The sequence below is a fragment of the Pseudomonas inefficax genome, assembly GCF_900277125.1.
Classification (GTDB): domain Bacteria; phylum Pseudomonadota; class Gammaproteobacteria; order Pseudomonadales; family Pseudomonadaceae; genus Aquipseudomonas; species Aquipseudomonas inefficax.
Genome location: NZ_OPYN01000102.1, coordinates 14,755 through 36,654, shown reverse-complemented (window position 1 = coordinate 36,654; position 21,900 = coordinate 14,755). Strand labels below are relative to the sequence as shown.

Genomic DNA, 21,900 nt, shown 5'->3' with positions numbered 1-21,900 from the left:
CATGGCTCGCCGCCCGGACCTGGAGGTGTTCGCTGCCCGACATGGCATCAAGATCGGCACCATCGCCGACCTCATCCACTACCGCCTGAGCACCGAGCAGACCATCAAGCGCATCGGCGAACGCGAACTGCCCACCGTGCATGGCACCTTCCGCCTGGTCACCTACGAAGACCGCATCGAAGGTGGTGTGCACATGGCCATGGTCATGGGCGATATCCGCCGCGAACAGCCGACCCTGGTTCGGGTGCACGTGATCGACCCGCTGCGCGATCTGGTCGGCGCCGAATATGCAGGCCCGGCCAACTGGACGCTTTGGGCGGCGCTGCAGAAGGTGGCCGAGGAAGGCGCCGGCGTGGTGGTGATCCTGGCCAACCATGAGTCCTCGCAGGCGCTGCTGGAACGCGTGCCGCAGCTGACCCAGCCGGTGCGGCCTTACCAGCGTGGGCAATCGAAGGTGTACTCGGAAGTGGGTACAGGCGCGCAGATCCTGCAGGACCTGGGCGTGGGCAAGCTGCGTCATCTAGGGCCGCCACTGAAATATGCCGGGCTGGCCGGATATGAACTGGAAGTGGTGCAGAGCATTCCCTTCGAGCCGGGAATGGTCGGCTGAAAATACATGAATAACTGATTTAGCGGGGCCCTGTGGGAGCGGGTTCACCCGCGAATGCGTCGGTGGCATCACCATCACATTCGCGGGTGAACCCGCTCCCACAGGGCCCACGCTACTTCTGAAAGCACGGAGTGATGGCCGGTAGCCTCATACCTCTTGCCAAAAGTTTGGAATACCATAATATGATATCCCGTAGACCTTGAAACTGCCGGCCGGATCCTACAATCACAAACGGCCACAAGACACTTTGTTTTAGCTGCTCCCCGAACACTGTTGGCGGGCGCGCCACAAGCCCCGCCTCGAATAACAAAAAGCAACGAGGGCGTAACCATGCTGTTGAGCAAACGTGTAACCGCAGTGCTGTCCGCCAGCCTGCTGACCCTGGCATGTCAGGCCGCCCAGGCCGCCGACAGCCTGAACTTCGTCAGCTGGGGCGGTACCACCCAGGACGCCCAGAAAGAAGCGTGGGCCGCACCCTTCACCAAAGCCACCGACATCAAAGTGGTACAGGACGGCCCCACCGACTACGGCAAGCTCAAGGCCATGGTCGAGAGCGGCAATGTGCAGTGGGATGTAGTCGACGTCGAAGCCGACTTCGCTCTGCGTGCCGCCAGCGAAGGCCTGCTCGAACCCCTCGATTTCACCCAGATCAAGCGCGACAAGATCGACCCGCGCTTCGTCTCCGATCATGGCGTCGGCTCGTTCTTCTTCTCCTTCGTGCTCGGCTACAACGAAGGCAAACTCGGCGCCAACAAGCCGGTGGACTGGACTGCACTGTTCGATACCAAGACCTACCCCGGCAAGCGTGCACTGTACAAATGGCCCAGCCCGGGCGTACTGGAACTGGCCCTGCTGGCCGACGGCGTAGCCCCCGACAAGCTCTACCCGCTGGACCTGGACCGCGCCTTCAAGAAGCTCGACACCATCAAGAAAGACATCGTCTGGTGGGGCGGCGGAGCCCAGTCGCAGCAACTGCTGGCCTCGGGTGAAGCCTCGCTCGGCCAGTTCTGGAACGGCCGCGTCTATGCCTTGCAGCAAGACGGTGCACCGGTGGGCGTGAGCTGGAAGCAGAACCTGGTCATGGCCGACTTCCTGGTCATCCCCAAAGGTGCCAAGAACAAGGACGCTGCCATGAAGTTCCTGGCCAACGCCAGCAGCGCCGAAGGCCAGGCCGAGTTCGCCAACAAGACCGCCTACGCGCCGGTTAACGTCGACAGCGTGGCCAAGCTGGACAAAGACCTCGCGCAGAACCTGCCGACCGCCTACGCCCAGGACCAGGTCACCCTCGACTTCGCCTACTGGGCCAAGAACGGCCAGGCCATCGCAGCCCGCTGGAATGAGTGGTTGGTCAAATGAAAGTCGCCATCAACGCCCTGCATAACGCGCAAGGTGCCCCCACGGGCACCGGTGCCCCGGGAACGGCCCCCCGCCGCGTCAGCCTGAGCCAGCGCTGGAAAGGCAGCCGCAATTTGCTACCGGCCCTGCTGTTCCTTGGCCTGTTCTTCTTTGCCCCGCTGGCCGGCCTGCTGCTGCGCGGGGTGCTGGAGCCAACGCCGGGCCTGGGCAACTACGAGCAGTTGTTCGCCAACTCGGCTTATGCGCGGGTACTGTTCAACACCTTCTCGGTGGCCGGCGTGGTCACCCTGATCAGCGTGCTGCTGGGCTTCCCGCTGGCCTGGGCAATTACCCTGGTGCCCAAGGGCTGGGGCCGCTGGTTGCTGAACATCGTGCTGCTGTCGATGTGGACCAGCCTGCTGGCGCGCACCTACTCGTGGCTGGTGCTGCTGCAGAGCTCGGGGGTGATCAACAAGGCGTTGATGGCCATGGGCATCATCGATGCCCCGCTGGAAATGGTGCACAACCTGACCGGCGTGGTGATCGGCATGAGCTACATCATGATCCCGTTCATCGTGCTGCCGCTGCAGGCGACCATGCACGCCATCGACCCGATGGTGCTGCAGGCCGGCTCGATCTGCGGCGCCAGCCCGTGGACCAATTTCTGGAAGGTGTTCCTGCCGCTGTGCCGTTCGGGGCTGTTCTCCGGGGCACTGATGGTGTTCGTGATGTCGCTCGGTTACTACGTCACCCCGGCCCTGCTGGGTGGCGCGCAAAACATGATGCTGCCCGAATTCATCATCCAGCAGGTGCAGTCGTTCCTCAACTGGGGCCTGGCCAGTGCCGCCGCCGCACTGCTGGTGGTGATCACCCTGGTGCTCTTCTACCTGTACCTGAAGCTGCAACCGGAATCCCCGGTCGGCAACGCGAGGTAAACCGCCATGCTCCTGTCTCCCAATGCCATGGGCCGCCCGCTGCGTACGGGCCTGTACCTGACCACCGGGGTCATCGCGGCCTTCCTGCTGCTGCCAGTGGTGTTCATCGTGTTGCTGTCGTTCGGCTCGTCGCAGTGGCTGGTGTTCCCGCCACCGGGCTGGACATTCAAGTGGTACGGCCAGTTCTTCTCCAACCCGGAGTGGATGGACGCCGCGCTGGCCAGCCTGAAGGTGGCCGTGCTGACCACCATCGCCGCCGTGCTGCTTGGCCTACCCACCGCGTTCGCCCTGGTGCGTGGCCGCTTCCCGGGCCGCGAGCTGCTTTACGGGCTGTTCACCATGCCGATGATCGTACCGCTGGTGATCATTGCCGTGGCGGTGTACGCGCTGTTCCTCAAACTTGGCTACACCGGCACGCTGTTCGCCTTCGTGGCCAGCCACGTGATCGTCGCCCTGCCCTTCACCATCATTTCGATCATCAACTCGCTGAAGCTGTTCGACCAGTCGATCGAGGATGCCGCGGTGATCTGCGGCGCCTCGCGTCTGCAGGCGATCTTCAAGGTGACCTTCCCGGCGATCCGCCCGGGGATGATCGCCGGCGGCCTGTTCGCCTTCCTGGTTTCATGGGATGAAGTGGTGCTGAGCGTGATGATGGCCAGCCCCGACCTGCAGACTTTGCCGGTGAAGATGTGGACCACCCTGCGCCAGGACCTCAGCCCGGTCATCGCCGTGGCCTCGACCTTGCTGATCGGCCTGTCGCTGCTTGTCATGTTCATTGCCGCCGCCTTGCGCCGGCGCACCGAAAACGCCTGAGCGCGGAGAAAACAACAATGAGTGCAGTGATCAAAGACAACGCGCACGGCAAGACCCTGGTCAGCCTGCGTGGCCTGAACAAGCACTACGGCGACTTCACCGCCGTGGATAACCTCGACCTGGAAATCCAGGACGGCGAGTTCCTGACCTTCCTCGGCTCCAGCGGCTCGGGCAAGTCCACCACCCTGTCGATGCTGGCTGGCTTCGAAACGCCGAGCAGCGGCGAGATCCTGGTCGATGGCCAGTCACTGGTCAACGTGCCGCCGCACAAGCGCGACATCGGCATGGTGTTCCAGCGCTATTCGCTGTTCCCGCACCTGAACGTGCGCGACAACATCGGTTTCCCGCTGGCCATTCGCAAGCTCGGCGCCAGCGAAACCAGCAAGCGCGTCGACGCCATGCTCAAGCTGGTGCAACTGGAGAAATTTGCCCACCGCAAGCCGTCGCAAATGTCCGGAGGCCAGCAGCAGCGCGTGGCGATTGCCCGAGCGCTGGTGTACGAACCACGCATCCTGCTGATGGACGAACCGCTCGGCGCGCTGGACAAGAAGCTGCGCGAAGACCTGCAGGATGAATTGCGCCAGTTGCACCGGCGCCTGGGCATCACCATCGTCTACGTCACCCACGACCAGGAAGAAGCCATGCGCCTGTCCCAGCGCATCGCCATCTTCAGCCATGGCAAGATCGTCGGCCTGGGCACCGGCTACGACCTGTACCAGAACCCGCCGAATGCCTTTGTCGCTTCGTTCCTGGGCAACTCCAACTTCCTGCGGATCAAGGCCAGCAGCAATGGCGCCGGCAGCTTCGAGGGCCAGCCGGTGGCCATCCGCCTGACCCCGGGCCTTGCCGCCTCGCAGGATGCACTGATCATGGTACGCCCGGAAAAGGCCCTGGCCCTGACCGCCGAACAGGCCGCGCGCGAGCCGCTGCCGGCGGGCTGGAACGAAGTCAGCGCCAAGGTTGGCGAGGTACTGTTCCTGGGCGAGAGCCAGACCTGCCATGTGCTGACCGCGGGCGGTACCGAACTGACGGTGAAGGCGCTGTCGGCGGCGGGCATGCCGATGCAGCCGGGGGATACCGTGAAGGTGCGCTGGGCGGTGGCGGATGCCTGCATCTATACCGAGTGGGCAGAAAGTGACCTGAGCAAGTCCGCCGGGGCGCATTGAAACCGCCGGGGGCGCTTTGCGGGGCAGCCTGTCAGATAGCATAAACGGGGCTGCCATGCAGCCCATCGCAGGCAAGCCAGCTCCCACAAGGATCGAGCAACTTCTGGGTTTACACGGTCCCTGTGGGAGCTGGCTTGCCTGCGATGGGCCGCAAAGCGGCCCCATGGAGTGTCACATTATCATCACGCCACTGTCGTAATCTGCCGGCCAACTCTATGCCATAGGCCTTCCGGCATGCCTCGCCTGCTTGTCTTGCTGCTCACCTTGCTGCCGCTGGCGACCCTGGCCGAGCCCGCGCACCTGCGCGTGCAAGGCTCCAACACCATTGGCGCGGCCTTGCTGCCGGCGCTTGTGCAAGGGCAACTGCGCGCACAGCAAGCCACCGCTATCGAACAACACCCGGGCAAGCGGGCCAACGAGACTGTCACCACCGCTATCGATGCACACGGCCAACCCTTGCGCATCGACATCGCAGCCCACGGTTCCAGCACCGGCTTCGTCGCCCTGGGCCATGGCGAGGCCGACCTTGCCGCCGCGTCGCGGCCGATCAACGACAACGAAGCAAGCCAGCTGCAGGCTTTGGGCGACCTGCGTGCCGCTGCCGCCGAACAGGTCATCGGCCTGGACGGCGTCGCGGTCATCGTTCACCCCGACAACCCGCTGCCACAGCTCACCACAGGGCAACTGGCACGGATTTTTGCCGGGCAGATCCAGCGCTGGGAGCAATTGGGCGTTTCCGGCGGGGCCATCCACCTTTACGCTCGTGACGACCGCTCCGGCACCTTTGAAACCTTCAAGGCGCTGGTGCTGGAACCCCAGCACGGCGAACTGTCGTCCAAGGCCCAACGCTTCGAGTCCAGCGACGAGCTGGCCGCGCGAGTGGGGGCCGACCGCCAGGCCATCGGCTTCAGCAGCCTGGCGGCGGTGCACGGGGCAAAGGTGCTGGCAGTGGCCGAGGGTGACGCGTCGGCCATGCTGCCGGAGCGTGCACTGGTTGCAAGCGAGGATTACCCGCTATCGCGGCGCCTGTATTTCTACCTGCCGGCCAACTCCAAGCCCCAGGCCAAGGCGCTGGCCGATTTCACCCAGAGCCCGGCGGGCCAGGCGATCGTCGCCCAGCAGGGTTTCGTTTCGCAGCAGATCAAGGCCCAACCTGTAGCCCTCCAGGCCGACATGCCGCCGCGCTATCGCACCCTGGCCCAGCAGGCGCAGCGGTTGAGCGTTAACTTCCGTTTCCAGGAAGGCAGCGCCAGCCTCGACAACAAGGCCCTTCGCGATGTGCAGCGGGTTGCCGACTACCTGCGCCAAGCGGGCAAGCTGCAGCGCAAGGTGGTGCTGGTGGGCTTTGGCGACCCCAAGGAAACGCCCGGTCGCGCCGCCCTGCTCTCCCGCCTGCGGGCCCAGGCGGTGCGCCGCGAGCTGGCGCGCGATGGCGTGGAGGTGCTGGAGGTGACCGGGATGGGGGATGAACTGCCAGTGGCAGGGAACGAACTGGAGCAAGGGCGGTTGCGGAACCGGCGGGTCGAAGTGTGGGTTTATTGATCTTGAAGCAGTACATATCCCTGTGGGAGCGGCCTTGTGTCGCGATAGGGCCGCAAGGCGGCCCCGGCAATTCTTCGGTGACAAGAAGATCCTGGGGGCGCTGCGCACCCCTTTCGCGACACAAGGCCGCTCCCACAGTCGACCGCGCTGAACCTCCGCTTGAGGTCGGCCCTGGCAAAGAAATGTAACAGCTCCCCATTCGGCATCACCGGCTAACGGGTCTAGGCTCAAGCCCATGTGATACCGGGCCCCTCTGACGGCTGCCAGGCCGCCATGTCGGATCACTGTTGCCATGCAACGTCGACATTGAAGGAGGGGCTCATGACAGCTCTGCAGACATTCCTCACCACCCCGTTCCTCGGTACCAGCGCCTGGTTGTGGCTGCTGTTCATGGGCATCGTCATCGGTTTGCTGGTACTCGACCTGGGCGTGCTGCACCGCCACGACCGGGAAATCGAAATGCGCGAGAGCCTGCTGCTGTATTCGGGCTATTTCAGCGTCGGCGTGCTGTTCGGCGCCGGGGTCTGGTACCAGTTGGGCGCGCAGTCGGCGCTGGAGTTCTACACCGGGTTCCTGGTCGAGCAGTCGTTGTCGATGGACAATGTGTTCGTCATGGCGATGATCTTCAGCTATTTCGCTATCCCCCGCCGTTACCAGCACCGTGTGCTGTTCTGGGGCATCCTTGGGGTGGTGTTCCTGCGGGCGATCATGATCGGCGTGGGCGCAGCGCTGGTGCAGAATTTCGCCTGGGTGCTGTATGTCTTCGGAGCTTTCCTGCTGTTTACCGGGGTGAAGATGGCGCTGTCGAAGGAAGACAGCCATCCCGACCTGGCCAACAACCCGATCCTGAAGTTCGTGCGCCGGCACATGCGGGTCACAGAGCAGATCCACGGCTCGCACTTCTTCGTGCGCCAGACCCCGCCCGGGCAGCACAAGGCGCTACGCCATGCCACCCCGCTGTTCATGGCTCTGGTGCTGATCGAACTGGCCGACCTGGTGTTCGCCGTCGACAGCGTGCCGGCGATCTTCGCCATCACCCAGGACCCGTTCATCGTCTATACCTCGAACATCTTCGCCATCCTCGGCTTGCGCTCGCTGTATTTTGCGCTGGCGGCGCTGATGCACCGGTTTGTGTATCTCAAGTACGCGCTGGCGCTGGTGCTGATCTTCATCGGCTGCAAGATCTTCTACCACGGCATGGTGGGCAAGGTGCCGGCGTTGCTTTCGTTGGGGGTGACGTTCGGGTTGTTGCTGGGTGGGGTGGTGGTTTCGCTGGTCAAGACGCGGGGGGAGAAGTCAGAAATCAAGGGTGCTCAACCCAGACAGCCTTCAAATGCCGATCGCTCAGTCAGCGAGAAGGAGGAAGACCCGCAGATGCGGGTCTGACCATCCAGAGGAACCAGTGAGCCTTCAAGGGCCTCTTCGCGGGCTTGCCCGCTCCCACAGGTATTGCGCACAGCTTGGAGGCGGCGCAGTACCTATGAGAGATTGCACAGCCCTTTGGGCTGCGCTGTCGCACAGAAAACTGAACTCGCAAGCGATCCCCGTACCCTGTGGGAGCGGCTTTAGCCGCGAAGAATCCAACGCGGTGCATGGCACCGGCTGCGCCGGTGTTCGCGGCTAAAGCCGCTCCCACAGAGTCCCTGCTAATTCAATGAGTTATGTGCAGTTCCATGAGAGCGGGCAAGCCCGCGAAGAGGCTGGAACAGGCCGGTGAAATCACCGCCCGCTGCGCATCATCTCCGCCGGCACATACTTGCCAATCTCATACTTGCCGACCGCCGCCCGGTGCACTTCATCCGGCCCGTCGGCCAGGCGCAAGGTGCGCTGCATGGCATACATGTATGCCAGCGGGAAATCGCCACTCACCCCTGCCCCGCCATGAATCTGGATCGCCCGATCGATCACCTTCAGTGCCACGTTCGGCGCCACTACCTTGATCTGCGCAATCTCGCTGCGGGCGACCTTGTTGCCGACCGTGTCCATCATGTAGGCCGCTTTCAGCGTCAGCAGCCGGGCCATGTCGATCTCCATGCGCGAGTCGGCGATCTTGTCGACGTTGCCGCCTAAACGCGCCAGTGGCCGGCCGAAGGCGGTACGCTCGACCGAGCGCTTGCACATCAGTTCCAGCGCGCGCTCGGCCATGCCGATCGAGCGCATGCAGTGATGGATGCGGCCGGGGCCAAGGCGCCCCTGGGCAATCTCGAAGCCACGGCCCTCACCGAGGATCACGTTCTCATACGGCACCCGCACGTTCTCGAAGAGCACCTCGGCGTGGCCATGGGGAGCATCGTCATAGCCGAACACCGGCAGCGGGCGGACAATCTTCACCCCAGGCGCATCGGTGGGCACCAGCACCATCGAGTGCTGTTGGTGGCGTGGCCCTTCAGGGTCGGACAGGCCCATGAAGATCATCACCTTGCAGCGCGGGTCGCAAGCGCCGGAGGTCCACCACTTGCGACCGTTGATTACCCATTGGTCACCGTCACGCACGGCAGTGGCGGCCATGTTGGTGGCATCCGAGGAGGCCACGTCCGGTTCGGTCATGGCGAACGCCGAACGAATCTCGCCACGCAGCAGCGGCTCCAGCCACTGGCGCTTCTGCGCTTCGCTGCCATAGCGCACCAGCACTTCCATGTTGCCGGTGTCCGGCGCCGAGCAGTTGAACGGTTCCGGGCCGAGCAACGAACGGCCCATGATTTCCGCCAGCGGGGCGTATTCCAGGTTGCTCAGGCCGGCACCGTATTCCGATTCGGGCAGGAACAGGTTCCACAGCCCTTCGGCGCGGGCCTTGGCCTTGAGCTCTTCCATGATCGCGGTGGGCTGCCAGCGGTCACCCTCGGCGACCTGGCGCTCGAACACCGCCTCGGCGGGGTAGACATAGGCGTCCATGAACGCGCTGACGCGCTCACGCAATGCCTGGACCTTGGGCGAATAGGCGAAATCCATCGGGGCTACCTTCACGGTTCGGAGTACATGGGCCAGAGCCTAGAGCAGCATGTCCCCATCCACCTAGTCTATTTTCCGCGTGTATAAACATTCATAAGCGATATATGATCAACCCATAATTCCAACAAAGAGCGGCGCCCATGAACCTCAGCAAGGTCGACCTCAACCTGTTCATCGTGTTCGATGCTATCTACACCGAAGCCAACCTGACCCGCGCCGGGCAGATCGTCGGCATCACCCAGCCGGCGGTGTCCAACGCCCTCTCGCGGCTGCGCGAAACATTCAATGACCCGCTGTTCGTGCGTACCGCGCAAGGCATGGTGCCCACGCCCATGGCGCAGAACATCATCGGCCCGGTGCGCAATGCCCTGGCCCTGCTGCGCACCTCGGTGCAGGAAAGCCGCATCTTCAACCCGCAACAGGCCAACAAGACCTTCCGCATCAGCATGACCGACCTGACCGAAGCGGTGATCCTGCCGCCGCTGTTCCAGCGCTTGCGCCGCCTGGCCCCGGCGGTGCTGATCGAAAGCTTTTTGTGCAAGCGCCGCGAGACCACCAAGGAACTCGCCGCCGGTCGCCTGGACTTCGCCATCGACGCACCGTTGAACACCGACCCGCAGGTACGCCACGTCAAACTGATGCAAGACCGCTATGTCTGCGCCCTGCGCCAGGGCCACCCGTTGGCCGACAGCAAGCTGACCCTCGACAACTACCTGGGCATGACCCACATCCATATCTCCAGCCGCCGCAACGGCCTGGGCTATGTCGACCTGGCCCTGGGCAAGATGGGCGTGCAGCGCAAGGTTGCCTTGCGCTCGCAGCATTACCTGATGGCTTCGCAGGTGTTGCAGCAGACCGATATGGCGATGACCGTCCCCGAGCGCTTCGCCCGCCGCCATCAGTTGCGTTACCAGCCACTGCCGGTGGAGGTCCCTGCGCTGGAAACACACCTGTACTGGCACGAAAGCACCGATCAGGACCCAGCCAATCGCTGGATGCGCGAGCAGATCACCGAGTTGTGCGAACGTGTGGTGGCCGAGGAACAGCGGGCCTTGGAACCATCCTGAAGATGGCTGACGAGGGGCCTTGCTTGGCCGCTTCTGGAGCGGAGAAAATTTTTCCATCTGAATGCCATTAGAGAGAAAATTTTCTCGCTTATCTTTAGAATAAGCGCGCTGGAAGCGAAAAATATCTCTCAAACAGCGGGTACGCTTGCTCCAACGATCGCCGATTGGACGGCGACAGACACGGACCCGCCCCAATGCCCAGCGCCCCGCTCTACTTCGATTACGCCGCCACCACTCCGGTCGACGACCGGGTCATCGAAACCATGCTCGCCTGCCTTGGCAACCAGGCCAACTTCGGCAACCCGGCCTCCAGTGGCCATGCCTTCGGTCAGGCAGCCCGACACACTGTGGAGCAGGCTCGCCAACAAGTGGCCGAACGCGTCGGTGCACGGGCCGATGCACTGGTCTGGACCTCAGGTGCGACCGAGTCCAACAACCTGGCGCTCAAGGGCATTGCCCAAGGCCTCGGCCAGCCCGGGCACCTGATCACCAGCCAGCTGGAACACAAGGCCGTGCTCGACACGGTGGCAGAACTGGAACGCCAGGGCTGGGCTGTCACCCGCTTGGCACCGGATGCCGCCGGCCTGATTCAGCCTGCTGCGGTGCAGGCGGCGCTGCGCGCCGATACCCGCCTGGTGTCGCTGATGGCGGTCAACAATGAACTGGGCACGATCACCGACTTTGCCGCAATTGGCGAACAGGTACGTGCCCACGGTGCCCTGCTGCACGTGGATGCGGCGCAGGCGGTGGGCAAACTGGCCATTGACCTGGGCGCGATGGCCGTGGACCTGATGTCGTTCTCGGCGCACAAGGTGTATGGGCCCAAGGGCATCGGCGCGCTCTACGTCGGGCCACGCGCCCGCACGCTGATGCGTGCGCAGATGCACGGCGGCGGCCATGAGCAGGGGCTGCGCTCCGGCACCCTGGCAACCCACCAGATTGCCGGCATGGGCAGCGCCTTTGCCCTGGCCGGCCAACCCGGCGACAGCGAACACCTGCGCCTCGAGCAACTGGCCAGGCGCCTGCGCGAAGGCCTGCTGGCCCTGCCCGGCGTTACCCTCAACGGCTGCGCCAAGCAACGCATTCCCCATACGCTGAACCTGTGTATCGACAGCAAGGGTTTCAACAGCGCGGCGCTGGCCAGCGAACTGGCGTTGTCGACCACCTCGGCCTGCAACTCGGCGAGCAATGCAGCCTCGCATGTGCTGCTCGCGCTGGGGCTGGATGAATGCCAGGCACGCAACAGCGTGCGCCTGAGCATCGGGCGTTTCACCAGCGAGGCTGAAGTGGACAAGGCGCTCGAAGTGTTTGGCCGGGTGCTGACAGCGGCGTCAGCGGCACTTTGGTGAAACCGATCTAGAACAGCCGGCTGTCCGGGGTGAAATCCTCGACCTCGAGCCTTGCGCTGTTTGCCTGCGGGTGGCGCGGGTTGAACAGGTAATTGGTGGTGCTGGGCATGATCGCGCTCGGCACCGGCAGCAGCAATGCCGAGCACTCATCCAGAAAGCGGTTGCCAAGGCCGCGAGTCAGTTCGGTCTGGCTTGACCAGCCAGGCTGCAAGGCCGGCAACTGCGCTTGCGAAACGGTGTCGGGCAACTCGATACGCAGCAGCCGCATGGTGGTGGGGAAATCCTCAGGGTCGATCTCCAGGTGCACCAGCACCTCGAGCATCGCCCCGGCCGGGCTGGTGGCTGCATACACCACTGGCCGGCCCGCCTGGTGCCAGCGGCCGCTGACACGCAAGCCGCCCGTTCCGCTCAAGTCTGCATAGGCGCTGATACGCCACAGAATCACAGGCCAAAGCCCTCGGCGATCTGCAGCAACATCTCTTCGACCTGGGTGGTGCCCTGCTGGGTGGTGAGCATCTGCATCGGCGTCAGCCCCGAGAAGCGCTCCTTGGGCTTGGATAGCCAGCGCTTGGCCTTGCCCGCCTCACCGAACACGGCTTCGGCCATGGCGGTGATATGGGCCGAGCGGAACAGCCGGTCGCTTTCTTCCACGGTCAGTGGCTGGTCACGTTCAATGCGGGTTTTCAGTGTGCGCAGGGGAATGATCTGGTCACGCTCCACAGGGGTGAACACGCCGAGCTCGGTCAGTTTCACCAGCCAGGTGGCAGCGAAGCCATGGGTGATGCGGGTGTGGATTTCAAAGTCACTGGCGAGTTCGGGGATTTCCAGCAGTGCATGCAGGCGCGCCCGGTACTCGTGGTAACCGTTGTCGCGAAGCACTTCGGCAAGCATGGCTCTCTCCTTTCCGGCGTTTGCCGACAAGTATGCGGCATATGCCGGACATATACCAGTTCATGAGGCCTGTAAAAGTCTTGAAGGCGATGCAATCCTGGAGCGGCCTTGCGTCGCGAAAGGGCCGCAAGGCGGCCCCCGGGCAATCTCACAGGAAGGTGAACACCTGCGAAGCCGGCAACCGCGACTTGTTCAAGCCAGCGTTGAAGTCCGTCTCGCTGCGATACCCCAGGCTGAGAATGACCACACTGGTGAACCCACGCTCGCGCAAGCCCAGCTCGGCATCGAGGATCTTGCTGTCGAAGCCTTCGATCGGCGTGGCATCCAGCCCATGTGCTGCAGCCCCCAGCAAGGCAGTACCCAACGCCAGGTAGGTCTGCTTTTCCATCCAGTGCTGCACGTCCTTCTGATCAAAGCGGTGCAGGTCGATGTAGTGCCGGCGGCTCTGGTTCTGCCCGGCACGCGCCTGATCATCGCGGAAGCGGCCATCGGCAGCTTCCTGGTCGAGCACGGCATCGAGGTGCGCTTCGGTCATCTCGGTGCGGGTGCAGAACACGATCACATGCGAGGCATCGAGGATCTTCGGCGAATTGTAGGCATAGCGTTCTGTGGTGCTCTTGGCCAGGCGGGCCTTGCCTTCGGCGCTGTCGGCAACGATGAAATGCCACGGCTGCGAGTTGACCGAGGACGGGCTGTGGCGCAGTTGCTCGAGCAGAGCATCGACAGTGGCCTGGGGAATACGGCGCGAGGCATCGTAGGCTTTGGTGGTGTAACGGCGCTTGGCCAGCGAGACGGTATCCATGCAACAACTCCGGGAATGAACAGGGGATTTGCCGGGCATCTTATCTTTCCTGCAGAAAAGAAAAACCGGCACAATGCAGCAACACTTTCATCCCAGGAGTGAAAATGCTGCGCATCGCCGACCTCGAACTGTTCGTCCGCAGTAGCGTACTGGGCAGCTTCACCGCCGCCGCCCACGAGGCCGAACTGCTGCCGGGCCAAGTGGCCGCCGCGATCAAGCGCCTGGAGCGCGACCTGGACGTGCGCCTGTTCGCCCGCACCACCCGCAGCCTGCGCCTGACCGCCGAAGGCGAGTTGTACCTGCCGACTGCCCTGAATGTGCTGGAGAGCCTGCGCCAGGGGCGTGAAGACCTGCATGGCAACGCCAACACCCTGCGCGGCACCCTGCAGGTGTCGGCACCGTCCGACCTGGGTCGCAACATGTTGCTGCCGTGGTTGAGCGCCTTCCGCCGCGAGCACCCGGCCCTGCACCTGCGCTTCCTGCTGTCCGACCAGATCGCCGACCTCAACCGCGACCCGGTAGATGTGGCGATCCGTTATGGCCTCAACCAGGACGCCAATTACATTGCCCTGCCGCTGGCCGACTGGAACCGCCGGGTGCTGGTGGCCGCGCCCCACTACCTGGCCCGTCATGGCCGCCCGCTCACGCCCGACGCCCTGCAGCAACACGCCTGCCTGCTGTACATGCAGCACAACCGGGTCTACGACAAGTGGCGAGTGGGCAACCGCACCGTGCAGGTGCGCGGGCCACTGGTCAGCGACGATGCCGATGTGATCCGCCGCCTGGCCTTGCAAGGGGAAGGCATCGTCTACAAGTCGTGGCTGGACGTGAGCGCCAACATCGCGGCCGGCGAGCTGGAAATCATCCTCCCCGAGCACCTCGGTGAACCCGCACCGGTAACCCTGGTGTGCCCGCACCGCAAGCAGCTCACGCCCGCTGTGACGCAACTGCACCTGTGGCTGCGCGAACGCTTCGAAGCCTTGCGTAACCGGGCGCTGACCAACGGCTGCACAATCGTTCCAGACTGAACGGCGTGCATGGGTTGCGGTAGTGGCTTGAGCCGTCTATCGCCAGTACCGGCCTCTTCGCGGGCACGCCCGCTCCCACAGGTACTGCATCGCACCTTAAGTTGATGCAGTACCTGTGGGAGCGGGCGTGCCCGCGAAGAGGCCGGCACGGTCATTCAGGAGTGCCCTGCCCCCCCGCCCAGCGCCTCGCGAAAACGTCGGGTGCTGGCAATGGCCAGCAGCAACCCGGCCACCGCCACACTACCGCCCACCAGGCCGATATCCGCCACATCCAACTGGCTGCTGACGATACTGCCCAGCAAGGCGCCACCGCCAATGCCGATGTTGTAGATTCCCGAGAACAGCGCCATGGCCACATCAGTGGCATCGGACGCCAGCTTCAGGGTCTTGGACTGCAGCGACAGGCTGAAGCTGAGGATTGCCACTCCCCAGAACATGCTCAATGCGGCGAACATGTAGAAGTTGCCCGACAGCGGCAACAGCAGCAACAGGCACGCCGCCAGCAGGCCGATCGAGCCCACCAGGAAGCCATGCGGGAAGCGGTCGCTGTAACGGCTGAACAGCAACGAGCCAAACACCCCTGCACCGCCGAACAGCAGCAGCAACAACGTGGTGCGCTCACCGCCTATCTGCGCCACGTGCAGGGCGAACGGCTCGATGTAGCTGTAGGCGGTGAACTGCGCGGTAATCACCAGCGTTACCAGCACATAGGTGATCACCAGCGCAGGGCGCTTGAACAGGATCGGCAGGCTGCGCAACGAGCCCGAGTTCTGGCTGGGCAGCAGCGGCAGCGACTTCATCAGGCACAGCATGGTCGCCAGCGCCACCCCGGCAATGCTCAGGAAGGTGATGCGCCAGCCCAGCGCTTCGCCCACCACGCGGCCCAGCGGGATGCCAAGGACCATGGCCAGGGTGGTGCCGGTGGCCAGCAGGCCCAGCGCCTTGGCCTGCTGGCCGGGCGGCGCCACGCGTACCGCCAGGGAGGCGGTGATGGCCCAGAACACCGCATGCGCCAGGGCAATACCGATACGGCTGACCAGCAACATGGCAAAGCTCTGTGACAACCATGACAGCAAATGGCTGACGATGAACACCAGGAACACGAACAGCAACAGCCGCCGCCGCTCGATGTTGCGGGTCAACAGCATCATTGGCAGCGAGGCCAGCGCCACCACCCAGGCGTAGATGGTCAGCATCAGGCCGACCTGCGCGGTGCTCATGTCGAAGCTGCGGCCAATGTCGCTGAGCAGCGCCACCGGGACGAACTCGGTGGTGTTGAAGATGAAGGCCGCCAGGGCCAGGGCAATGACGCTCAGCCAGCTGCCGCTACCCGCCGTGGGTGGCATGTTGGTGGGTATGGGTCCGTTCATGGGTGCAAACCGCTTCTCCGCAGGCATGGCAACAGGACGCACATCAACCACCCGCTTTCCGGGGGTGTCGATGCACGCGTTGTTATTGGAAGGAATGCCCGGCATGGTACGCGTCAAGCCGGGGGCTCACAACCGCGAGGCGGGCAGAAGGAGTAACATGGACGCTTTGTGCGAACGCGTATGCAACAAGGAGCCCGATCCGCTCATGGACCAGCAGCAGTGGCAGCAGCAGTGGCAACAGGCAATCACCGCCTATGCCCAGGCCGTCAACGACTATGTCGCGCAGGGCCGTGCGCAAGGCTGGGATGACCTCGAAGAGCCCCTGCCACAAGCCACCGAGCATTTGCTCGATGCCTGGCTGCAAGCCCTGCAGGCAGCCAACCGGCCTGGCATCGAAGCCTCCGAGCAGCAAGCCTTCCGCGAAGCCTGGCCGCCCGCCCACCACCCATTGCTGCCGCTGATCAAGGAGCACGGGCAAGGCATTGGCAATGTCCTGCTGCTGGAGGACGGTAGCCTGCTGGCTCGCATCGGCATGCCGCATGACAAGGGCCAGGTGGTGCGCATTGACAACCTGGGGGTGACCCCGGTGATCGGCGTCGATCACTTCGGCCGCTGCCCGGCCCGCCGCTATTTCGCTCTGGCCAATGCCGAAGGCATACGCGTGACCGATGGCTGGGGCGGCCCGCAGGTGCTGCGCCTGGCCTGGCCCACGGGGCTGGAGGGGTTGCCGCCGGGTTACCCGTTCGAGCCATTCGACCTGCCGCCCACACCGACCACGTTGATTCCCTTCCCGGATGGCCAGCGGGTGCTGCTGGTGAGTGCCGAGGGTATCTTCCTGCTGACGCGCCACGGCGCGACCCGCCTGCTGCCGCACCAGGCGCGGGTGCTGGACGAGCTGGACGAAGGCACCGACCCCGACGACATCAGCCTCGTGCTGAGCATGGAGCACGGTGCGGTGTCGGTGGATGGCCGGTTGATCGTGGTTGGCGAGCAAGGCAGCCGTCACCTGGTGCTGGATGACCAGCTCAGGCCCGTGGCGGCAATCGGCCCGGCCAGCGAGTATCCGCACTTTGCGCTGTTCAACCGCGCGGGTGACCAGTTGATAGTCAATGCCTGCCATTTCTACAGCGGTGCCACGCAGGCCGTCAGGGTGGCCGACTTGCCGGGGCTGGATACCGACTACTACAGCCAGGACCCGCGTACCCCGCTGGTACAGGACGGTGCACGGGTGTATGCCGGCGTGGCGCGCGACGGTGAGTACATCGTGGGGGATGCCTATGGTTACCTGCGCGCATTTGGCGAAGATGGCATGGAGCATTGGCAGCATTACCTGGGGTCGACCATCAGTGCGCTGGATATCAGTGCGGACGGGCGTACGCTGGTGGCGGCGAGCCATGCGGGGTTCGTTTCGGTGATTGCCCTGGACAGCGGGCGGCCGGCCTGGCAGATCGGTACCGGGGCGCATGGCGAGGTACGGCGGTGGTTGTTCTGGAAAGGCTGGGACAGGGCATTGGCCTGGTAACAGATCCAGCTTCCTCGTTTCCTGTACCGGCCTCTTCGCGGGTGAACCCGCTCCCACAGTTACTGCACAGATTTCTGAAGCTGTGATTTACCTGTGGGAGCGGGCGAGCCCGCGAAGAGGCCGGTACACGCAACCAATCAGCCCTGCAAAGTGGCCATGTCGATCACGAACCGGTACTTCACATCCCCGGCAATCATTCGCTCATAAGCCTGGTTGATGTTGCGGATATCCAGCAACTCGATATCACAACGAATCGCGTGCTCGGCACAGAAATCCAGCACTTCCTGTGTCTCGGCAATACCACCAATCAACGACCCCGCCAGCACCCGGCGCTTCATCACCAGATTGGCCGCATGCACTGCCGGGTCGATCGGCTCGATCAGGCCGACCAGGATGTGCACGCCATCGAATTTCAGGGTTTCCAGGTACGGATTGAGGTCGTGCTGCACCGGGATGGTGTCGAGCAGGAAGTCGAAACGGCCCGCCGCGGCGCGCATCTGCTCGGCATCGGTGGACACGATCACATGGTCGGCACCCTGGCGGCGGGCTTCTTCGGCCTTGGCCTGGGAACGGGTGAACAGGGTCACCTCGGCACCCAGGGCCTTGGCCAGCTTGATAGCCATATGGCCCAGGCCGCCCATGCCGAGGATGCCGAGCTTGTGGCCAGGGCCGACACCGTGGTGCTTGAGTGGCGAATAGGTAGTGATGCCGGCGCAGAGGATTGGCGCGGCGCTGGGCAGGTCCATGCCGGCCGGGATGCGCAGCACGAAGTGCTCGCTGACCACGATGCTGCTGGAGTAACCGCCCATGGTATTGCTACCGTCGACCCGGTCCGGGGTAGCGTAGGTCATGGTCGGCCCTTCCAGGCAGTATTGCTCCAGGTCCTTGGCACAGGCTTCGCAGTGGCGGCACGAGTCGACCATGCAACCAACGCCAACCAGGTCGCCGACCTTGTGCGCGGTCACTTTGTCGCCCACTGCGGTGACGCGGCCGATGATCTCGTGGCCAGGCATCAGCGGGTACACGGCAATGCCCCATTCGTTGCGCGCCTGGTGAATGTCGGAGTGGCACACGCCGCAGTACAAGATATCGATGGCAATGTCGTCAGGGCGCGGGCTGCGACGCTGGAAGGTCATGGGAGCCAGAGGGCTGGTGGGTGTCTGGGCGGCGTAACCGATGGCGGTGTACATGCAGGGCCTCGCTAAGAAGTGAAACGATTCAGGCGGCGCATTCTGCGCGCCATGCCCCGCCTCGCCCACGGCTGATTCTCCGGCATGCATGCCTGATTCTCCGAACATGCCATGCAGCACCTGGCACCGAGCACTCATTCTGCGATGATTAGACTGTCTGATCCTCTGCCCAGGTCCATCATGCAGCTGACCCGCCATGTCGACGCCAATGCGCCGCTTTGCACACTTATCCGCAGACTCGCCACACGTCCGGGTTTCGTGCCCACGCACCTGCCCCAGGTGCAGGTGCTGAGCTGGGACCACTATGTGGCCAGCAGCCCACAGATCTACGAACCCAGCCTGATGATCCTGGCCCAGGGCAGCAAGCTGGCGCGCCTGGGGCCGCGTACCTTGGAGTACGGCGCCGGGCATTACCTGGTGCAGGCATTGTCGGTGCCGTTCATGTGCGAAACCTTCGCCACCCCCGAAGCACCGTTGCTGGGCGTGGCAGTGGACATCGACCGCGGCGTGCTGGGCGAACTGGTGCAAAGCATGGCCCTGGCGCCCGACACCGCGGTGCAGGCGCAAACCCCGCAGTCGATGACTTCGGCGGCACTCGATGCGCCGATGCGCGAAAGCGTGGAGCGGCTGCTGTTCTGCCTGCAGGACCCAGTAGACGCCAAGGTGCTTGGCCCGGCGCGGGTACGCGAGGTGCTGTACACCGCCTTGCGCGGTCCACAGGCGGGCGTTTTGCGGGCCCTGGTGGAGCAGCAAGGGCACTTCGCCCGCATCGGCGCCGCCCTAGCCCACCTGCGCGAGCACTACACCGAGCCGCTGAGCGTCGAAGCGCTGGCCGCGCGCGCCAACATGAGTGTTTCGACCTTTCACGAGCACTTCAAGCGCTGTACCGACATGGCACCGATGCAGTACCTCAAGCGCCTGCGGCTGCTGAAAGCGCAGCAGATGCTGATCGGCGAAGGCCTGGGAGTAGCGCAGACCGCGCACCGGGTGGGGTACCAGAGCACCTCGCAGTTCAGTCGCGAATACAAGCGCCAGTTCGACCGCAGCCCGGGGGATGAATTGCCGTTCCGGAGCCTGCCGGTGTAATCGCCTGCCCTGGCCCCATCGCCGGCAAGCCGGCTCCAACAGGGAAAGCACATGGCTTGAAACCGATGCGGACGATGTGGGAGCAACTGTCTTGGATATCTCTTCAAGCCAGCATTGGCCCTTGTAGGAGCGGCCTTGTGTCGCGATGGGCCGCGCAGCGGCCCCGACAAACTTTGCTGCGAAGCTGAAAACCTGGGGCCGCTTCGCGCCCCATCGCGACACAAGGCCGCTCCTACAGGTATTTGCACATGGCTTGAGGCCGGTGTGGTCGAGGTGGGAGGAGCTGGCTTGCCGGCGATGGGCTGCAGAGCAGCCCCGGCACTCTCAAGGCTTCATTGCCGCTCGACCATCGCCACTATTGCTGCCTGCAATTCGGCCTTGGCCTGCCATACCTCCAACTCCCCCGCGGCAGCCGCCTGCGACAAGGCATCCGCCGCGCCCACCAACAGGCGCATGCCCGCCACCCCAATCTCGCCACTGGGCGAAAAACCGGCCAGCGCCTCGCGGCATTTGTCCAGAAACGGCTGTTCATAGGCCCGCTTGAGCGCCTCCATTTCCGGCGACCCGGCCAGTGCCGCCGACACCCCGGGGATCTCCCGCCCCTGACTCATCACACAGTCCACGTATGCCTCGGCAATCACCCCGGCGCGGCTGGCCAGGCTGGCGTCACAATGCGCCAGTGCCTGCTCCAGCATCTGCGACTGCCGTGCATCGTATTGCTGATACAGCGCCACCAACAGCCCGGTGCGGGTCTCGAAATGGTCATAGACCACCGGCTTGGTAACCCCCGCCTGCTCGGCCAAACGGCCCAGGCTCAAGGCATCAGTGCCCTCCTCGCGTACAAGCTGCCAGGCTACATCGAGCAACTGGCGGCGGCGCTCGTCGCGGCTCAGGCGCTTGCGCGAGCGGGTTTGATCATCGCTTGACATCGCTTACCTACCAAAAGTAACTTACTAAACGTAACTTACCTCGAGTATATAGCGCTCCGGGTAGTCCTGCATCACATCTTGGAGAACCTGCCATGCACGCCTTGATCGTTGTCGGTCATCACGACACGCAATCCCTCACCCATGCCCTTGCCCGGCAGATCGCCGACGGCCTGGCCAACACCGGCCACAGCAGCGAAATCGCCGACTTGGCCAGTGAAGGTTTCGACCCGCGTTTCGGCCTTGCCGACCACGCAGTGCACCGCAGGCAGGCAGCCCCGCCGACGGACGTACTCAGGGAGCAGGCGCGCATCGAACGTGCCGATGCGCTGGTGCTGGTCTACCCCATCTATTGGTGGTCACTGCCGGCCTTGCTCAAAGGCTGGGTCGAGCGGGTGTTCAGCAATGGCTGGGCCTTCGATTATGAAGGGGGCGTCACCGTCAAGAAGCTGCGCGGCATGAAGGTACACCTGGTCGGCGTCGCCGGTGCCGATAGCGGTACCTTCGAGCGGCATGGTTATGGCGAGGCAATGCGCGTGCAGATCGAGCACGGCATTTTCGACTACTGCGGCGCCGAGGTACTGAGCTCCACCCTGCTGGACGACAGCGAAGGCGCAGCCCCGGCAGCGCATCTGCACACCGCACGCACGCTGGGCGAGCAGATGTTCGCAGACTGCGAGGCCATGGCCTGAATCAGCTCGACAGCGGCCATTGCGCCAATGGCCAGTAAGCGCCCTTGCGCGACTCGTACAGTGTGAAATGGCGGGCGGTAAGGTAGAAATCCGGCGCGCTGCTGGCCTCTGGCGGCTGGCCGCGGTAATCCCTTGCCAACGTCAGGTGCGGGCGATATTCACGGTCGGCCGCTTCCACCCCCAACGGCAGCAGCGCCTGCTGCAAGCTGTACACCAGTTGCAGCAGGGCCGGTGGGGTCTGCTGCGCCTCCAGCACCAGGGCGCTGGCCCGCTGCCACACCTGCAGGCGGTCTAGCAACAGCCGTGGTGCCGTGGCCGGTAGTGCCAACTGGTCGACCGCCGCGCAAATTGCAGGCACCTGAGCGGTATCCACATCGCCCAGAAACAGCAATGTCACGTGGAAGTTGGCGGCCGGAACCGGCTTGCCACTGCGCAGGTTCAAGCCACGTCGCCACTGGGCCAGGGCGCGACGCTGAGCCTCGCTTACCGGCAAGGCGAAAAACAACCGCTTGAAGGGGGTACCGCTGGGGCGTACGTCCTGAATCATACGAACTCCTGAATATGAAACGTTTGCGCAAGGCTATAGGGCATTACACCTAAGTCGCCCCGTCGTTTCGCAACAATAAG

Annotated in this window: 20 protein-coding genes and 1 pseudogene; 13 read left to right on the top strand and 8 right to left on the bottom strand. The window is 63.9% G+C overall.

Annotation, left to right across the window (positions count from 1 at the left end; genetic code table 11):
* From JV551A3_RS12740 to JV551A3_RS12710, 7 genes and pseudogenes are all read left to right on the top strand, one after another.
* Positions 1 to 610 (top strand): annotated as a pseudogene (locus JV551A3_RS12740) (bifunctional 3,4-dihydroxy-2-butanone-4-phosphate synthase/GTP cyclohydrolase II); the annotation flags it as partial.
* A 330-nt stretch (positions 611 to 940) separates the two neighbouring features.
* A complete protein-coding gene (locus JV551A3_RS12735; RefSeq protein WP_025339643.1) occupies positions 941 to 1,966 on the top strand; it encodes an ABC transporter substrate-binding protein in 1,026 nt (341 codons plus the stop codon).
* Positions 1,963 to 2,880, top strand: a complete 918-nt coding sequence (locus JV551A3_RS12730; protein ID WP_015270844.1) for an ABC transporter permease — start codon at positions 1,963 to 1,965, stop codon at positions 2,878 to 2,880. The genes JV551A3_RS12735 and JV551A3_RS12730 overlap by 4 nt, the downstream gene beginning before the upstream one ends.
* A gap of 6 nt (positions 2,881 to 2,886) precedes the next feature.
* Positions 2,887 to 3,693 carry an ABC transporter permease gene (locus JV551A3_RS12725; RefSeq protein ID WP_112252750.1) on the top strand — a complete coding sequence of 269 codons (807 nt, stop codon included), beginning with the start codon at positions 2,887 to 2,889 and terminating at the stop codon, positions 3,691 to 3,693.
* 17 nt (positions 3,694 to 3,710) lie between these two features.
* On the top strand, positions 3,711 to 4,859 hold the full coding sequence (locus JV551A3_RS12720; RefSeq protein WP_133973602.1) for an ABC transporter ATP-binding protein: 1,149 nt from the start codon (positions 3,711 to 3,713) through the stop codon (positions 4,857 to 4,859).
* A gap of 234 nt (positions 4,860 to 5,093) precedes the next feature.
* Positions 5,094 to 6,401 (top strand): substrate-binding domain-containing protein, encoded by a 1,308-nt coding sequence (locus JV551A3_RS12715; RefSeq protein ID WP_133973604.1) that lies wholly within the window; start codon positions 5,094 to 5,096, stop codon positions 6,399 to 6,401.
* A gap of 321 nt (positions 6,402 to 6,722) precedes the next feature.
* Positions 6,723 to 7,787 (top strand): TerC family protein, encoded by a 1,065-nt coding sequence (locus tag JV551A3_RS12710; RefSeq protein ID WP_133973606.1) that lies wholly within the window; start codon positions 6,723 to 6,725, stop codon positions 7,785 to 7,787.
* A gap of 333 nt (positions 7,788 to 8,120) precedes the next feature.
* Here JV551A3_RS12710 and JV551A3_RS12700 read toward each other — a convergent pair whose 3' ends face one another.
* Entirely contained in the window at positions 8,121 to 9,350 is a 1,230-nt protein-coding gene (locus tag JV551A3_RS12700) for an acyl-CoA dehydrogenase (protein ID WP_133973611.1), read from the bottom strand.
* A gap of 140 nt (positions 9,351 to 9,490) precedes the next feature.
* Here JV551A3_RS12700 and JV551A3_RS12695 point away from each other — a divergent pair, with 140 nt between their 5' ends.
* Together JV551A3_RS12695 and JV551A3_RS12690 are read left to right on the top strand one after the other, a co-directional pair.
* A complete protein-coding gene (locus JV551A3_RS12695) occupies positions 9,491 to 10,417 on the top strand; it encodes a LysR family transcriptional regulator (RefSeq protein WP_112252756.1) in 927 nt (308 codons plus the stop codon).
* A 194-nt stretch (positions 10,418 to 10,611) separates the two neighbouring features.
* A complete protein-coding gene (locus JV551A3_RS12690; RefSeq protein WP_133978740.1) occupies positions 10,612 to 11,766 on the top strand; it encodes a cysteine desulfurase family protein in 1,155 nt (384 codons plus the stop codon).
* Positions 11,767 to 11,773: 7 nt separating this feature from the next.
* Here JV551A3_RS12690 and JV551A3_RS12685 read toward each other — a convergent pair whose 3' ends face one another.
* From JV551A3_RS12685 to nfsB, 3 genes are all read right to left on the bottom strand, one after another.
* Positions 11,774 to 12,211 carry an RES family NAD+ phosphorylase gene (locus tag JV551A3_RS12685; RefSeq protein WP_015270851.1) on the bottom strand — a complete coding sequence of 146 codons (438 nt, stop codon included), beginning with the start codon at positions 12,209 to 12,211 and terminating at the stop codon, positions 11,774 to 11,776.
* Positions 12,208 to 12,657, bottom strand: coding sequence for an antitoxin Xre/MbcA/ParS toxin-binding domain-containing protein (locus tag JV551A3_RS12680; RefSeq protein WP_013973163.1), 450 nt, complete (start codon positions 12,655 to 12,657; stop codon positions 12,208 to 12,210). Before JV551A3_RS12680 ends, JV551A3_RS12685 begins: the two co-directional genes overlap by 4 nt.
* A 148-nt stretch (positions 12,658 to 12,805) precedes the next feature.
* A complete protein-coding gene (nfsB, locus tag JV551A3_RS12675; RefSeq protein ID WP_133973616.1) occupies positions 12,806 to 13,459 on the bottom strand; it encodes an oxygen-insensitive NAD(P)H nitroreductase in 654 nt (217 codons plus the stop codon).
* A 104-nt stretch (positions 13,460 to 13,563) separates the two neighbouring features.
* On the opposite strand from nfsB, the gene JV551A3_RS12670 reads away from it, so the two are divergent.
* Positions 13,564 to 14,487 (top strand): LysR family transcriptional regulator, encoded by a 924-nt coding sequence (locus tag JV551A3_RS12670; protein ID WP_133973618.1) that lies wholly within the window; start codon positions 13,564 to 13,566, stop codon positions 14,485 to 14,487.
* A 155-nt stretch (positions 14,488 to 14,642) separates the two neighbouring features.
* On the opposite strand, the gene JV551A3_RS12665 is transcribed toward JV551A3_RS12670, so the two are convergent.
* Positions 14,643 to 15,857 (bottom strand): sugar transporter, encoded by a 1,215-nt coding sequence (locus tag JV551A3_RS12665; protein WP_133973620.1) that lies wholly within the window; start codon positions 15,855 to 15,857, stop codon positions 14,643 to 14,645.
* A 205-nt stretch (positions 15,858 to 16,062) separates the two neighbouring features.
* Between JV551A3_RS12665 and JV551A3_RS12660 the strand changes: the two genes are divergently transcribed.
* Positions 16,063 to 17,379, top strand: a complete 1,317-nt coding sequence (locus JV551A3_RS12660) for a hypothetical protein (protein WP_133973856.1) — start codon at positions 16,063 to 16,065, stop codon at positions 17,377 to 17,379.
* A gap of 137 nt (positions 17,380 to 17,516) precedes the next feature.
* On the opposite strand, the gene calA is transcribed toward JV551A3_RS12660, so the two are convergent.
* Positions 17,517 to 18,569 carry a vanillin reductase gene (calA, locus tag JV551A3_RS12655; protein ID WP_133973622.1) on the bottom strand — a complete coding sequence of 351 codons (1,053 nt, stop codon included), beginning with the start codon at positions 18,567 to 18,569 and terminating at the stop codon, positions 17,517 to 17,519.
* A gap of 180 nt (positions 18,570 to 18,749) precedes the next feature.
* Here calA and JV551A3_RS12650 point away from each other — a divergent pair, with 180 nt between their 5' ends.
* Positions 18,750 to 19,655, top strand: coding sequence for an AraC family transcriptional regulator (locus tag JV551A3_RS12650; RefSeq protein WP_133973624.1), 906 nt, complete (start codon positions 18,750 to 18,752; stop codon positions 19,653 to 19,655).
* Between the two features lie 332 nt (positions 19,656 to 19,987).
* Here the strand turns inward: JV551A3_RS12650 and JV551A3_RS12645 are convergent, their stop codons facing one another.
* Positions 19,988 to 20,584, bottom strand: coding sequence for a TetR/AcrR family transcriptional regulator (locus JV551A3_RS12645; protein WP_133973626.1), 597 nt, complete (start codon positions 20,582 to 20,584; stop codon positions 19,988 to 19,990).
* A gap of 92 nt (positions 20,585 to 20,676) precedes the next feature.
* Between JV551A3_RS12645 and JV551A3_RS12640 the strand changes: the two genes are divergently transcribed.
* Positions 20,677 to 21,273 (top strand): NAD(P)H-dependent oxidoreductase, encoded by a 597-nt coding sequence (locus JV551A3_RS12640; RefSeq protein ID WP_133973628.1) that lies wholly within the window; start codon positions 20,677 to 20,679, stop codon positions 21,271 to 21,273.
* Between the two features lies 1 nt (position 21,274).
* Here JV551A3_RS12640 and thpR read toward each other — a convergent pair whose 3' ends face one another.
* A complete protein-coding gene (gene thpR / locus JV551A3_RS12635) occupies positions 21,275 to 21,820 on the bottom strand; it encodes an RNA 2',3'-cyclic phosphodiesterase (protein ID WP_133973630.1) in 546 nt (181 codons plus the stop codon).
* Between the last annotated feature and the right edge of the window lie 80 nt (positions 21,821 to 21,900).